Annotated in this window: 12 protein-coding genes; 9 read left to right on the top strand and 3 right to left on the bottom strand. The window is 50.5% G+C overall.

Annotation, left to right across the window (positions count from 1 at the left end):
* Positions 1-7 precede the first annotated feature (7 nt).
* The 5 genes from OGY06_RS08480 (at position 8) to glxK (ending at position 6,778) form a co-directional block, all read left to right on the top strand.
* On the top strand, positions 8-1,258 hold the full coding sequence (locus OGY06_RS08480) for an MFS transporter (RefSeq protein WP_164563032.1): 1,251 nt from the start codon (positions 8-10) through the stop codon (positions 1,256-1,258).
* Positions 1,259-1,355: 97 nt separating this feature from the next.
* Positions 1,356-2,816: an allantoin transporter gene (locus OGY06_RS08475; RefSeq protein ID WP_003831095.1), complete on the top strand. Its 1,461-nt coding sequence runs from the start codon at positions 1,356-1,358 to the stop codon at positions 2,814-2,816.
* Between the two features lie 74 nt (positions 2,817-2,890).
* The gene (gene allB, locus OGY06_RS08470) at positions 2,891-4,252 is read left to right on the top strand and encodes an allantoinase AllB (protein WP_286605086.1); all 1,362 of its coding nucleotides are present in this window, start codon (positions 2,891-2,893) and stop codon (positions 4,250-4,252) included.
* 58 nt (positions 4,253-4,310) lie between these two features.
* The gene (locus OGY06_RS08465) at positions 4,311-5,609 is read left to right on the top strand and encodes a uracil/xanthine transporter (RefSeq protein WP_126955896.1); all 1,299 of its coding nucleotides are present in this window, start codon (positions 4,311-4,313) and stop codon (positions 5,607-5,609) included.
* 20 nt (positions 5,610-5,629) lie between these two features.
* Positions 5,630-6,778, top strand: a complete 1,149-nt coding sequence (gene glxK / locus OGY06_RS08460; protein ID WP_063941346.1) for a glycerate 3-kinase — start codon at positions 5,630-5,632, stop codon at positions 6,776-6,778.
* A gap of 79 nt (positions 6,779-6,857) precedes the next feature.
* Here the strand turns inward: glxK and allE are convergent, their stop codons facing one another.
* Genes allE through allD form a run of 3 tightly spaced genes read right to left on the bottom strand, consistent with a single transcriptional unit; the run spans position 6,858 to position 9,960 of the window.
* A complete protein-coding gene (gene allE / locus OGY06_RS08455; protein ID WP_048226232.1) occupies positions 6,858-7,643 on the bottom strand; it encodes a (S)-ureidoglycine aminohydrolase in 786 nt (261 codons plus the stop codon).
* A gap of 10 nt (positions 7,644-7,653) precedes the next feature.
* On the bottom strand, positions 7,654-8,889 hold the full coding sequence (gene allC, locus OGY06_RS08450) for an allantoate deiminase (RefSeq protein ID WP_003831100.1): 1,236 nt from the start codon (positions 8,887-8,889) through the stop codon (positions 7,654-7,656).
* A 21-nt stretch (positions 8,890-8,910) separates the two neighbouring features.
* On the bottom strand, positions 8,911-9,960 hold the full coding sequence (gene allD / locus OGY06_RS08445; protein ID WP_286605084.1) for an ureidoglycolate dehydrogenase: 1,050 nt from the start codon (positions 9,958-9,960) through the stop codon (positions 8,911-8,913).
* A gap of 316 nt (positions 9,961-10,276) precedes the next feature.
* Here allD and OGY06_RS08440 point away from each other — a divergent pair, with 316 nt between their 5' ends.
* The 4 genes from OGY06_RS08440 to OGY06_RS08425 are packed head-to-tail and all read left to right on the top strand — an operon-like array spanning position 10,277 to position 14,931.
* A complete protein-coding gene (locus tag OGY06_RS08440) occupies positions 10,277-11,944 on the top strand; it encodes an acyl-CoA synthetase FdrA (RefSeq protein WP_286605082.1) in 1,668 nt (555 codons plus the stop codon).
* A 9-nt stretch (positions 11,945-11,953) separates the two neighbouring features.
* Complete coding sequence (locus tag OGY06_RS08435) at positions 11,954-13,213, top strand: YlbE family protein (protein ID WP_003831103.1); 1,260 nt, start codon at positions 11,954-11,956, stop codon at positions 13,211-13,213.
* A gap of 11 nt (positions 13,214-13,224) precedes the next feature.
* Positions 13,225-14,034: an oxamate carbamoyltransferase subunit AllH family protein gene (locus OGY06_RS08430; RefSeq protein WP_032934355.1), complete on the top strand. Its 810-nt coding sequence runs from the start codon at positions 13,225-13,227 to the stop codon at positions 14,032-14,034.
* Between the two features lie 3 nt (positions 14,035-14,037).
* A complete protein-coding gene (locus OGY06_RS08425; RefSeq protein ID WP_063941349.1) occupies positions 14,038-14,931 on the top strand; it encodes a carbamate kinase in 894 nt (297 codons plus the stop codon).
* Positions 14,932-14,955 lie beyond the last annotated feature (24 nt).

The following is a 14,955-nucleotide window of genomic DNA, read 5'->3' as shown; positions in this document are numbered from 1 at the left end:
GCATGTCATGAGTGAAAAGAACAAATCCGGTATTGAATACTGGAAGAAGATCGTCGTTGTAATGAGTCTGGGTTGGGTGGCGATATGGATTTATCGCACCGTATTGACTCCTATTTATCCTGAGATTCAGGCATCGTTGGGGAATGTCAGCAATGCTGAAATTGGCGCCATTGCCAGTTTTTATTTCTTCGCCTATTGCAGTATGCAAATTCCCTGCGGAATTTTGGTCGATAAACTTGGCCAGAAAATTATGCTGATGTGTGGGTTTACGCTTTTTATTATTGGTACGCTCAGTATTGCAAAAGCCACGGGACTGGTGATGATCTATGCTGGTTCGCTAATGGCGGGAGCGGGCTGTGCCTCTTTCTTTAGTTCAGCGTATTCACTCTCTTCGGCAAATGTCCCGCAGGCTCGTCGAGCACTGGCAAACGCTATTATTAATAGCGGTTCAGCAATTGGGATGGGGATTGGTTTGATTGGTTCCAGCGTGCTGGTAAAAAACATGAGTATGGCCTGGCAAAACGTTCTGTTCCTTGTTGCCGCTGTGCTGGTTGTGATGCTGTGTGTATTTACATTGGTAATCCGTGGCAAGGCAAAAAGCGAAACGCCTGCGTCAGACCAGAAAGCACAGACGGCTACGACGACAAAAGAGAAGAATCCGCCGTTGTTTTCGGGTCTGTTGTGCAGCGTCTACTTCCTCTACTTCTGTACCTGTTATGGTTATTACCTGATTGTGACCTGGCTTCCGTCTTATCTGCAGACTGAGAGGGGATTTGACGGCGGTGCAATTGGAGTGGCTTCGGCGCTGGTTGCCGTAGTGGGTGTCCCTGGCGCATTGTTCTTTAGCCATCTGTCCGATAAGTTTCGCAACAGCAAAGTCAAAGTCATTCTTGGTCTGGAAATTATGGCCGCAGCCATGCTGGTATTTACAGTGTTATCACCAAATACCACGATGCTGATGGTCAGCCTGACTCTGTACGGTTTACTCGGCAAAATGGCGGTGGATCCGATTCTGATCTCCTTTGTCTCTGAACAGGCGTCGTCAAAAACGCTGGGCAGAGCATTCAGCCTGTTTAACTTCTTTGGCATGAGTTCAGCGGTTATTGCGCCAACATTAACCGGATTTATTTCTGATTTAACTGGGTCAAAAGAAATAAGCTTTGTCATCTCAGCTTGTCTGGTGGTAACCGGAACGCTGATTTTTGCTGGTGTTACGTTATATAAAAAGAAAGCAACACATATTATTACTGCTGCATAAAATATTATAAAAATTATTTGCATTATTTTCTTTATTGTTTTTGTTCCGCATAGCTAAACCCATTACAACGTTATCCGATACGTGACAAGAGGGATTTATGGAACATCAAAGAGATCTATACCAACAACGTGGTTATAGTGACGACTTATTACCAAAAACGGCCGAACAACGAAACTGGAAAACATTCAATTATTTTACATTATGGATGGGTTCTGTGCATAACGTACCTAATTACGTTATGGTCGGAGGGTTCTTTATACTTGGACTTTCCACATTTAGCATCATGCTGGCTATTATTATCAGTGCATTGTTTATTGCGTTAGTCATGGTAATGAATGGTGCCGCTGGAAGTAAATACGGTGTACCTTTTGCAATGATTCTGCGTGGCTCGTATGGCGTACGTGGAGCACTCTTTCCGGGACTATTGAGAGGGGGGATTGCAGCAATTATGTGGTTCGGTCTGCAATGTTATGCCGGATCGCTGGCATTTCTTATTCTCATTGGCAAGATATGGCCAGGTTTTTTAACGCTGGGCGGTGACTTTACGTTATTAGGGCTATCTCTGCCGGGATTAATTACATTTCTTATTTTTTGGCTCATCAACGTCGGTATTGGTTTTGGCGGTGGTAAGGTATTAAATAAATTTACTGCTATCCTCAACCCCTGTATTTATATCGTATTCGGTGGGATGGCTATTTGGGCAATATCCCTGGTAGGAATTGGACCGATTTTGGACTACATTCCTGGCGGTGTGCAAAAAGCGGGTAACAGCGGATTCCTGTTCCTGGTTGTTATCAACGCGGTTGTCGCGGTATGGGCCGCACCGGCGGTGAGCGCATCCGACTTCACGCAAAATGCCCACTCATTCCGTGAACAGGCATTGGGTCAGACGCTGGGGCTTATTGTCGCATACGTGCTATTTGCCATTGCCAGCGTGTGCATTATCGCCGGTGCCAGTATTCATTACGGAATGGATACGTGGAATGTGCTGGATATCGTTCAGCGTTGGGACAGTCTGTTTGCCTCGTTCTTTGCGGTACTGGTTATTCTGATGACAACTATCTCAACAAACGCTACGGGTAATATTATCCCGGCCGGTTATCAGATTGCCGCTATTGCACCGACTAAATTAACGTATAAAAACGGTGTATTGATCGCAAGTATTATTAGTTTGCTGATTTGCCCGTGGAAGTTAATGGAAAATCAGAACAGTATTTATCTGTTTCTGGATATCATTGGTGGGATGCTTGGCCCTGTTATTGGAGTTATGTTAGCTCACTACTTTGTGGTTATGCGTGGCCAAATCAATCTTGATGAATTATATACCGCGAGCGGTGATTACCAATATTATGATAATGGGTTTAACCTGACTGCATTCTCCGTAACGTTAGTTGCCGTAATTCTTTCACTGGGTGGCAAGTTTATTCCATTCCTTGAGCCTTTATCGCGAGTGTCGTGGTTTGTTGGGGTTATTGTCGCTTTCGTGGCATATGCCTTACTGAAAAAAAGAACGGGTGTGCAGTCAGCCGGCGTACAAAAAGTTACAGGTCAGATGTGATGAAATCAGTACGCGCATTTTATTAAAAGTGCGTTATTTATAAAAACTATCTGTATCCATACAAGGAGTTCGTTATGTCTTTTGATTTAATTATTAAGAACGGTACTGTTATTTTAGAAAATGAAGCTCGTATTGTTGATATTGCCGTCCAGGCAGGAAAAATCGCCGCCATTGGCGAGAACCTGGGTGAGGCAAAACAGGTCATGGATGCGACGGGTCTGGTGGTTTCACCTGGCATGGTTGATGCGCATACCCATATCTCTGAGCCGGGCCGTACGCATTGGGAAGGCTATGAGACCGGAACGCGCGCCGCGGCAAAAGGCGGTATCACCACGATGATCGAAATGCCTCTCAACCAGCTGCCAGCGACGGTGGATCGTGAAACCATCGAACTGAAATTTGATGCGGCTAAAGGCAAGTTGACTATCGATGCTGCACAGCTTGGCGGTCTGGTCTCTTATAACCTCGATCGCCTGCACGAGCTGGATGAGGTCGGTGTTGTCGGCTTCAAATGCTTTGTTGCCACCTGCGGTGACCGCGGTATCGATAATGATTTCCGTGATGTTAACGACTGGCAGTTCTACAAAGGCGCGCAGAAGTTGGCAGAAATGGGCCAAACGGTACTGGTGCATTGCGAAAACGCGCTCATCTGCGATGAGCTTGGCGAGGAAGCTAAACGCGAAGGCCGTGTGACGGCGCATGATTATGTGGCCTCACGTCCGGTATTTACCGAGGTGGAAGCTATTCGTCGCGTATTGTATCTGGCAAAAGTCGCCGGTTGTCGCTTGCACGTCTGCCATATCAGCAGCCCAGAAGGTGTGGAAGAAGTGACCCGCGCTCGTCAGGGAGGTCAGGATGTGACCTGCGAATCTTGTCCACATTATTTCGTGCTGGATACCGATCAGTTTGAAGAGATTGGTACCCTGGCAAAATGCTCTCCGCCGATCCGCGATCAGCAGAACCAGCAGGGTATGTGGGAAAAATTGTTTAACGGTGAGATTGACTGCCTGGTATCCGACCACTCTCCATGTCCTCCAGAAATGAAGGCCGGAAATATCATGCAGGCGTGGGGCGGTATTGCCGGACTGCAAAGCTGCATGGACGTTATGTTTGATGAAGCAGTGCAAAAACGCGGTATGTCACTGCCGCTGTTTGCAAAATTGATAGCAACCAATGCTGCAGATATTTTTGGTCTGAAGCAGAAAGGGCGTATCGCACCCGGTAAAGATGCTGACTTCGTCTTTATTCAGCCGGACAGCAAATACATTCTGAAAAATGAAGATCTGGAATATCGCCATAAAGTCAGCCCGTATGTTGGCCGTACAATTGGCGCGCGCATTACGAAAACCATTCTGCGTGGTGATGTTATTTATGACATCGAGCAGGGTTTCCCGGTATCGCCAAAAGGTCAATTTATCCTTAAACATCAACAATAATGTGATGTGAATTAATGCCCGTCATGCTGGCGGGCATTCTCTATTTTAAGGTATGAATATGCTTCCTGTTATTAACCGTGAAAGTTTGTTATCCGGCTTTCAGTGGTTTTTCTTTATTTTTTGTAATACGGTCGTGGTCCCACCAACGCTGGTTTCTGCTTTTCATCTCCCCGCGAACCATCTGCTAATGCTTACGCAGTACGCTTTTTTAACGACGTCGCTGGCCTGTCTTGCTCAGGTAATTTGTGGCCATCGCCGTGCCATTATGGAAGGGCCAACCGGTTTATGGTGGGGAACCATTCTGACGATTACTCTGGCTGAGGCGTCACGAGGAACACCGCTCAATGATATCGCCACCAGTCTGTCCGTTGGGATTGTGATTTCCGCTGTTCTGACGATGATTATCGGCTTTAGTGGCTTAGGGCATCGATTAGCACGGCTTTTTACCCCAACGGTTATGGTTTTTTTTATGCTGCTGCTTGGCGCGCAGCTGACCACCATCTTTTTTAAGGGCATGCTGGGTTTACCCTTTGGCATTGCTGATACCAGCGTCAAAATTCAACTGGCTCCCTTTAGCCTGGCAGTTGCCGTGATGTGCTTCATCCTTGCGATGATCATCTTTTTACCGCAGCGGATCTCACGCTATGCCCTGTTGGTGGGCGCAGTCGTAGGGTGGGGGCTTTGGCGATTGTGCTTTCCATCGACATCCCTGCCGTCCAGCGAATTAATCTGGCAGTGGTTCCCGTTAGGCAGCCATGGCAGACTGTTACCGGGCATTATTCTGACTGCGGTTATCACCGGTCTGGTGAATATCAGTAATACCTATGGAGCGGTGCGTGGCACCGATGTTTTTTATGCGCAGCAAGGCTCCAGCAGCTCGCGTTATCGTCGCAGTTTTATCATTTCCGGCTTTATAACGCTGGTGACAGTACCTTTTGCCGTGATTCCATTTTCACCTTTTGTCTCTTCTATCGGCCTGTTAACACAGACTGGCGACAGCTCGCGAAAATCATTTATTTGCGGCAGCGTATTATGTTTATTCGTGGCGATAGTGACGCCGCTAACCCGCTTATTTTGCGCGATTCCGCTGGCGATCAGCAGCGCTGTGATGCTGGTTTCTTATCTTCCGTTGCTTTATTCCGGTCTGGTATTTAGCCAGCAAATCACATTTACCGCGCGAAATATTTATCGACTGGCGCTCCCGCTGTTTGTCGGCATTTTTTTGATGGGGCTGCCTCCGGTTTATTTACAAGATCTTCCGCTGACTATTCGGCCATTACTGAGCAATGGCTTGCTGGTGGGGATTTTACTGGCAGTGCTTATGGAAAATCTCATTCCATGGGAACGCATTAAATAACATGATGAAAAGGATTGATGATGAAAATTGTAATTGCGCCAGATTCATTTAAAGAGAGCTTAAGCGCCGACCAATGCTGCCAGGCAATTAAAGCCGGATTTTCAGCCATATTCCCTGATGCAGAATATATTTGTTTGCCGGTTGCTGACGGTGGAGAGGGAACCGTGGATGCAATGGTGGCGGCAACAGGGGGAAAAGTTATCTCTGTGGAAGTCTGCGGGCCGATGGGGGAAAAGGTCATGGGGTTTTATGGCCTGACCGGTGACGGAAAGACCGCAATTATTGAAATGGCGGCGGCGAGTGGGCTGATGTTGGTCGAACTGCAGGCGCGTAATCCTCTCCTGGCCTCAAGTTACGGTACCGGTGAGCTGATTCGGCATGCGCTGGATGCAGGTATTCGTCATATTATTCTTGGTATTGGCGGGAGTGCCACGGTTGATGGCGGTATGGGGATGGTTCAGGCGCTTGGCGTGCGTTTTCTTGATGCGCAGGGTGTGTCATTAAATGCAGGAGGCGGTAGCTTGTCTCGTCTGGCGAGCATCGACCTGCAACAGTGCGATCCGCGACTGAAAGCATGTCGCATTGACGTTGCCTGTGACGTGGATAACCCGTTGGTTGGCCCGCGCGGCGCCGCAAGGGTATTCGGCCCGCAGAAAGGGGCAACGCCTGAGATGGTTGAGATACTGGAAGAAGGGTTACTCAACTATGCCCGTGTGCTGCAAACACTGACCGGTGAGAATGTTGCTCAGGTTGCGGGCGGTGGGGCGGCCGGAGGAATGGGGATTGCAGCGGTTATCTTCCTGCAGGCCAGCATGAAGCCAGGTATTGAGATTGTGTTGCAGGCAGTACAGCTGGAGCAATCCATCAAAGACGCGGCGCTGGTTATCACCGGCGAAGGGCGTATTGATTCACAAACGGTCGGCGGTAAAGCGCCCATTGGTGTAGCGTCGGTGGCCATGCAGCATCATGTTCCCGTAATTGGCATTGCAGGGGTGCTGGGGGAAGGCGTGGAGGTGGTTCACGAGCACGGTATTGATGCGGTATTCAGTATTTTGCCGCGCCTCGCACCGTTAGCAGAAGTACTGGCGAGCGGCGAAACCAATCTCTATCACTGCGCGCGTAATATTGCATGCGCGATGAAACTGGGCCAGGTTGTGAATCAGCGTTAAGCATAAAAAAAGCCACGGTATTAACCGTGGCAAAACCCAACATAGCTAAATAAAAAATTATCAGGCGGGCTGTACGCCGTTAGATCTCAACATCCCGGTTGCAATCTTTGGAATAGATATAGCTGAATGCTTCACCACGACCCACGCCGTATCCGGCCTGCAGGGAATAAGCGCCCATAAAGATGTAGTCGCCTTTTTTCACAGGTATCCACTGATTATCGAGGTTATAAACCCCCTGGCCTGAGAGAATATAGGCACCGTGTTCCTGTACGTGCGTTTCTATATAACCGTGGCTGGCGCCCGGCTCGAACGACAGAATGTGCATATTCATATCGAAGCCCAATTCTTTAGGAAGGAAATCCAGCAGGATCACGTCATCCATGCCTTCATAATGAATACGTTCTAACTGGTTGGCGTTACCGGAAACCAGCCACGGCGAATGACCTGCTACTGGCGTATAACGACGTTTGTATAAAAACAGCTGGCTGTCTTCTGTCTGGGCATTGCTAAAGGTGAGCAGCTCGCCAGGCGGGCAATAAAGGTATCCACCCTGAGTTAAAGCGAACGTTTTACCCTCTGCTTTTGCCTCAATTTTTCCGGAAATAACATAAACGAACGTTTCAATGCCTTCACCGCCGAAACCACTCTGGTTGCCACCGTTCTGGTGCAGCGTCACCAGATAATCAACAAACGATGCGCCCAGTTTTGGCGTTGACAGGATGGTGACGTCACAGTTTTCAAAACCCGGAATGATATTTTTAACCAGTCCATCGGGGGTTAAGAGGGCGAAGTTACCGTGTTTTACAATTGCGCGGTTAGCCAGTAAATCATCGCGGTAACCCGTGACGTTATTCAGATATCCCATTGTTGACTCCTTATTTCTGCCAGGCAAGTTGATGAAGCATTAATGCCAGAGTTTTGACCCCTTCGGCAAGGTCGTTAATATTTGTGCGTTCAGCGGGGTTGTGGCTGATACCGTTAATGCTGGGCATGAAAATCATGCAGGTCGGCACACGGGGAGCGAAAATCTGCGCATCGTGGCCCGCACCACTGTGCATCACCCTGTAGTTCAGCTGTTCCTTTTCACACAGTTCGGTGAGGGTGGCGACCAGTTTTGTGTCCATCGGGACCGGCGTTTCGTCCATCCACAAATCGATATCAATGCCAATGTCCATTTCATCACAGATGGCGCGCATGTCATTTTCCAGTTGCTGAGTAAAATCACGCAGCACTTCGGCGTCGGTATGACGGCAATCGATCGTGAAAGTCGTTTTTCCTGGCACCACGTTGACGGTGTTTGGCTGCGGCTCAACTTTGCCAAAGGTTAGTACCAGAGGATCGCCATGTTTTTTGGCTTTCTCAATCGACTGGCTACAGATACGGCTGAAGGCGTAAACGGTGTCGCGACGGTAGCTCAGCGGCGTTGTCCCCGCATGGTTGGATTCGCCGTTCAGCGTTACCGTATAGCGGCGCTGCCCGACAATCGCGCTGACGACACCGATGGACTGACCATTGCTTTCAAGCACGCACCCTTGCTCGATGTGTAATTCAACAAAGGCGTTGATGTCACTGCGAGCGTGAAGCGGCTTAGCAGGAAGGGTAAAGCCGCAGGCGTTCATCGCATCAACAAAACGTGTGCCTTTGGCATCCTGGATGTTGCGAACGTCATCGGGATTTGCCAGCCCAAAGATGTTCTTACTGCCCCAGAATACATATGGGAATCGACTGCCTTCTTCTTCTGCCATAGAAACTACTTCGACCGTTTTCAGCGGCGCGCCGTAGGTGGTCTTAAGCCAGTCAATCGCTAGCCACGCCGCCAGTGCGCCAAACTGGCCGTCAAGATTGCCGCCGTTGACGACGGTATCAATATGCGATCCGCTCAAAATTACCTGTTCCGGTGATGCGCTTCCGCGCAGGCGACCGTACAAATTGCCCACTTCATCGAAGCGCGTTTCCAGGCCACTGGCATCCATACGCTTTTTGAATTGCTGTTGTGTTTCAAGCCATTCTGGCGAATACAGCAAGCGCGTCATCCCACCAGTAGGATCTGCGCCAAAGGAAGAGAGCCAGGGAAGGGTTTCTTCTATTGCGTGACGAAAATGGTTGATCATATGAAATTCCTGTTTCAATAATTATTGTGCAAAGGGATTCTTTGTTTCGTATGACTTGATATAGAAAGCATCGGAAATCAGGTATTGATAAATATCGTCAACAATGTCGACGCCATGGACCGCGACATTACGTTGATTAATATCTTGATCTTGTCCAGGGTAATAAACTTGTTTAAAACCAGGTGCAGGCGTAACGGCATTTAACTCTTGCATGGTTTGGCTGAGATGCTGACGGAATAATTGGCTGGAGGAGAAAAAATCGGGATTAATCACTATATGCAGTTGGCCTAAATTACGCCCCGCATGCAAATCTTCATACATGGAACTGACCTGACGACCAAATGGTAATCCCAGCAGAATGCCAGATAGCACATCGATCATCATCATCAGACCATAGCCTTTTGGCCCAGCTGCGGGTAATAACGCATTGACTGCAAAAGGGTCGGTGGTAGGTGCACCATTTTTATCGACAGCCCAGGTATCGGGAATCGGTTCGTTACGCGAGCGGGCATCGAGAACTTTACCCCAGGCTTGCACCGTTGTGGCCATATCAAAGGTTATGACATCGTCACCTTCTCCAGGTGCCGCGAAGGCTAATGGGTTGGTTCCGTAGTAAATATCAGCGCCGCCGAAAGGTACAACCATCGGGTCGGACTGGCAAATGGAGAGGCCAATCAGGCCTGCCCGGGCAGCTTGCTGCACAAAGTAAGAAATGGCTCCGCTGTGTCCCATTCGGCTAATTCCGACAACGGCGACACCATTTTTTTTAGCAATTTCAATTGCATGCTCCATGCCCATCTTTGCTGCGACTTGCCCGGCGGCATTATCGGCGTGCAAAATCGCTGTACAGGGACCGGTATCTTCAAAACGAAATGTGGGTTCGCGGTTGGTGCCGCCTTTTGAAATGCGCTCGGCATAGTATTCAACGCGTACGGCACCATGAGAGTGAATGCCTCTGGCATCGGCATAAACCAATACCTCGGCAACCGTTGCTGCGTGCTCACGTTTTAGTCCGGCCTTGCAAAGCTTATTCTCGATAAGCTGGTGGAGTGTTTCCCGACTGATTTTCATCTGTCTTCCTTTTTAACGACGGTGTGAAGCATGACTGTCGTTAACATACCGGGAATATAAACAGATTATGTGATCCAGACACACAAAAAAATATAGTTAGAATTTATTTGATAATCAGCGCTGATTTGCCATTTCTTTTTAAATAAATAATGCCGTTAGAAAATAACATGTAATCCTCTGGTGGTTATTAAAATTCTTTTGCTAATAAATTGTATGTGATATCAGTCACTCTATTTGTGATGCCGGATATATACCTTGAGTTCCACATTAACACTACTCGTGCAATTGCCATGGGTGCAATTATTAAGGGGTTGTTATGATTTACGCCTTTATTAAAAAAGGGTGTTTTCAGGACTCTGTCAGTTTAATGATTATTTCACGCAAGCTGAGTGAGTCCGAAAATGTAGACGATGTATCGGTCATGATGGGTACGCCGGCGAATAAATCGTTGCTGGAAACGACCGGGTTTTGGCATGACGATTTTAATCAGGCAACGCCGAATGATATTTGCGTGGCTATTCGTACTGAAACGGCTGATGAAAGTATTACGCAGGCTATTTTGCAGCAACTGGATGAGTCGTTGCAGCAGTTGGCGCAGGCCACCGGGGGGAGTCAAGCGCTCCTGCAGGTCAGACGCTGGGAAAGCGCGTGTCAGAAACTGCCTGAAGCGAATATGACATTAATTTCTGTTGCTGGCGAATATGCGGCGGAACTGGCGAACCAGGCACTGGATCGCAACCTGAACGTCATGATGTTCTCCGACAACGTCACGCTGGAAGATGAAATTAAACTGAAGCGTCGCGCACAAGATAAAGGTCTGCTGGTGATGGGACCGGACTGCGGAACCGCCATGATCGCCGGTACGCCGCTGGCTTTTGCCAACGTGATGCCGGAAGGCAACATCGGTGTGATAGGTGCATCCGGTACAGGGATTCAGGAGCTCTGTTCACAGATAGCACTGGCTGGTGAAGGTATTACTCACGCCATTGGTCTGGGGGGACGAGACCTAAGTGCCGAGGTGGGCGGAATTAGCGCACTTACCGCACTGGAAATGCTCGGTGCAGATGATAAAAGCCAGGTGTTGGCATTTGTCTCTAAACCACCAGCGGAGGCTGTTCGCCAGCGTATGGTTACGGCGATGAAAGCCACGGGCAAACCTGTTGTCGCCCTGTTTTTAGGTTATGTCTCTGCGGTTGCCAGAGACGAGAACGTCTGGTTTGCAGCGACGCTGGATGATGCAGCCCGTCTTGCCTGTTTACTGGCGCGAGTGACTGCGCGACGCAGTGCGCTTTTCGCTACAGGAGATGGCGTAATCAGGGTGCTGTATACCGGAGGTACGCTGGCTGCTGAAGCGGCGGGGCTGCTGGCCGGTCACCTGAATGTCCCGGCGGATGCAGAACACCACCACGGGATGATGCTGGATGCCGCCGGGCATCAGATTATCGATCTGGGTGATGATTTTTACACTGTCGGGCGTCCGCATCCGATGATCGATCCCGCATTACGTAATCAGCTTATTACGGATCTGGGTTCGCAGCCGCAGGTTAGGGTGCTGCTGGTGGATGTTGTGATTGGCTACGGTGCGACAGCCGACCCGGCTGCATCACTGGCTCAGGCCTGGCAGAAAGCGTGTGCTGCTCGAGATAGCGATCAACCGCTGTTTGCCATTGCGACGGTCACCGGCACCGAGCGCGATCCGCAGTGCCGTTCACTGCAAATTGCCACGCTGGAAGATGCCGGTATCGCCGTGGTGAATTCACTGCCTGAGGCAACACTACTTGCCGCTGAACTGATTCGACCAGTTCAACCGTTATCTCATCAATCCGCACCTGCGCTACTGGAAAAAGTGGCGGTCATTAATGCCGGGTTACGCAGTTTTGCACTGGATTTACAGGCGGCAGAAAAACCTGTGGTGCATTACCAGTGGGCGCCTGTCGCTGGCGGTAATAAAAAACTGGCTCGTTTATTAGAACGTTTGCAATAAGGGGTTCCAATGTTTACATCAGTGGCGCAAGCCAATGCTGCAGTAATCGAACAAATTCGTCGTGCGCGTCCACACTGGCTGGATGTGCAACCCGCGTCCTCGTTAATCAGCGAACTCAATGAGGGGAAAACACTGCTTCATGCAGGACCGCCAATGCGTTGGCAAGAGATGACCGGCCCGATGAAAGGGGCCTGCATTGGTGCATGCCTGTTTGAAGGGTGGGCTGATGATGAGATAAGTGCGCTGGCATTACTGGAGCAGGGGAAAGTCAACTTTGTACCTTGCCATCATGTTAATGCCGTGGGGCCAATGGGTGGAATTACCTCTGCCAGCATGCCGATGCTGGTGGTGGAAAATATCACCGAAGGGAACAGGGCTTACTGCAATCTCAACGAAGGCATCGGCAAAGTGATGCGCTTTGGCGCGTACGGTGAGGATGTCCAGCAGCGTTTACGTTGGATGCGTGATGTTCTGATGCCGGTCTTAAGCGCAGCGCTGGGCACACTGGAGCAGGGTATTGACCTGACCGCCATGATGGCACAGGGCATTACGATGGGCGATGAGTTCCATCAGCGCAATATTGCCTCTTCAGCTCTGTTGATGCGTACGCTGGCACCACAAATTGCCCGTCTGGAACATGATAAGCAGCAGATTGCTGAGGTGATGGATTTCCTGAGTGTAACCGACCAGTTCTTCCTCAACCTGGCGATGGCTTACTGCAAAGCGGCAATGGACGCCGGGGCGCAGGTGCGTTCTGGCAGTATTGTGACGGCAATGACCCGTAATGGCGACATGTTCGGTATTCGCGTGAGCGGACTTGGCGATCGCTGGTTTACCGCACCTGTTAACACGCCGCAGGGACTGTTCTTTACCGGTTTTTCGCAGGAACAGGCTAACCCGGATATGGGTGATAGCGCCATCACTGAAACCTTTGGTATTGGCGGTGCGGCGATGATTGCCGCGCCTGGCGTAACGCGTTTTGTCGGTGCCGGAGGAATGGAAGCCGCAAAATCCGTCTCCGAAGAGATGGCGGAAATCTATCTGGAGCGCAATATGCAGCTACAGATCCCCGGCTGGGATTTCCAGGGGGCCTGTCTGGGACTCGATATCCGTCGCGTGGTCGAAACGGGGATCACACCGCTGATCAATACTGGTATTGCCCATAAAGAGGCCGGTATTGGCCAGATCGGTGCAGGTACAGTCCGTGCGCCGCTCGCTTGCTTTGAGCTGGCACTGGAAGCGCTGGCTGAAAGCATGGGCATTAGCTAACTGAGGTGCGCATGATGATCATCCATCCTCTGATGGGCAGCCAGCAGTCTGCGGATTTTCGCCAGTCATGGCAATTGTCTGGTGTCTGGCGACGCTCGATTAACCTTGTAGCCGAAGGGGGCGCACTGTTAACGCTGCACCGCCAGGGAAGCGGCTTTAGCCCAGGAGGATGGGTGATCCGCGCACATGACTTTGATGCGCTGCGTACATCGTTAAGTGGTAGTGAAACCCCTCTGGCTGTCCCCGAGGGGATTGTGTTGGGACAGTATCTTTTACGTCAACCTCAGCGCTGCTGTTCATTGCAAATAACCTATCGCCCTCATGCCGCGCGCCTTGCTCCTGGCTGGATGGAGCGCGGCGAGGAAACGGGATTATTCGGACCGTTAATGCTGGCCACAAGCCTGCCTTTGTGCCCCGAGCTGCGTCAGTTCCGCCACTGCTTCTTCTCGGCACTTGCCGGTTTGTCGACAGACTGGCGGCAGTGGTTGGGCAAGGGACCAGGTTTAACGCCCAGCCATGATGACACGTTGACTGGCATGCTGTTGGCCGCCTGGTATTTTGGTGCGCTGAATAAGGACTCCGGTCACCGTTTCTTTGATTATTCCGGCAACCTTGAACAAGCGACGACCGTGGTTAGCGTGAGCTACTTGCGCTACGCGGCGCTAGGGTACTTCGCTTCACCTTTACTCCACTTCACCCATGCTCTGCATCGCCAGGAAAGGCTGGATGCGGCGATAAATTCGCTGCTTGCGCTTGGGCATACCTCCGGCGCAGACACCTTGTTGGGGTTCTGGCTTGGACAACAAATCATAGAAGGATAGGGAATGAAAACGCTGGTTGTTGCTCTTGGTGGCAACGCATTATTGCAGCGCGGCGAGGCGCTAACGGCAGAAAATCAATATCGTAATATTGCCAGCGCCGTACCCGCCCTGGCGCGTCTGGCGCGTTCGTATCGCCTGGCAATCGTACATGGTAACGGACCGCAGGTTGGCCTGCTGTCGTTACAGAACCTTGCCTGGAAGGAGGTCGAGCCTTATCCATTAGATGTGCTGGTGGCCGAGACGCAGGGCATGATCGGTTATATGTTGGCGCAGAGCCTGACCGCAGAACCGGAAATGCCGCCGGTGACCACGGTGTTAACGCGGATTGTGGTATCCGAGGACGATCCTGCATTTATGGCACCGGAAAAATTTATCGGCCCGGTGTATTCGCCCGAAGAACAAACGCAACTGGAAGCGACTTACGGCTGGCATATGAAGCGTGACGGCAAATACCTGCGGCGCGTTGTCGCTTCGCCAGAACCTCGCCAGATCATAGAAAGCGATGCTATTAAGCTCTTACTCAAAGAAGGGCATGTGGTGATTTGTAGCGGGGGCGGTGGCGTGCCCGTGACTGGCGAAGGATTAGGGTCTGAAGCGGTCATTGATAAGGACCTGTCGGCGGCGCTGCTGGCTGAACAGATCGATGCCGATGGTCTGGTCATTCTGACCGATGCCGATGCGGTCTATGAAAACTGGGGGACGCCGGAGCAACGCGCGATCCGTCAGGCCTCTCCTGATGAACTGGCGCCGTTTGCTAAAGCTGATGGTTCGATGGGGCCTAAGGTCACAGCCGTAAGCGGATACGTGAAACGACGGGGAAAACCAGCATGGATTGGCGCGCTGTCACGCATTGAAGATACGCTGGCAGGCAAAGCCGGAACCTGTATCCGTCTGTAAAAAAAGGGGCGTGTGTATGCACGC

Origin of the sequence: Citrobacter sp. Cpo147 (assembly GCF_030332405.1) — a bacterium.
In the GTDB taxonomy this organism is placed as follows: Bacteria; Pseudomonadota; Gammaproteobacteria; order Enterobacterales; family Enterobacteriaceae; genus Citrobacter; species Citrobacter portucalensis.
This window is presented reverse-complemented; position numbering and strand designations above follow the sequence as displayed.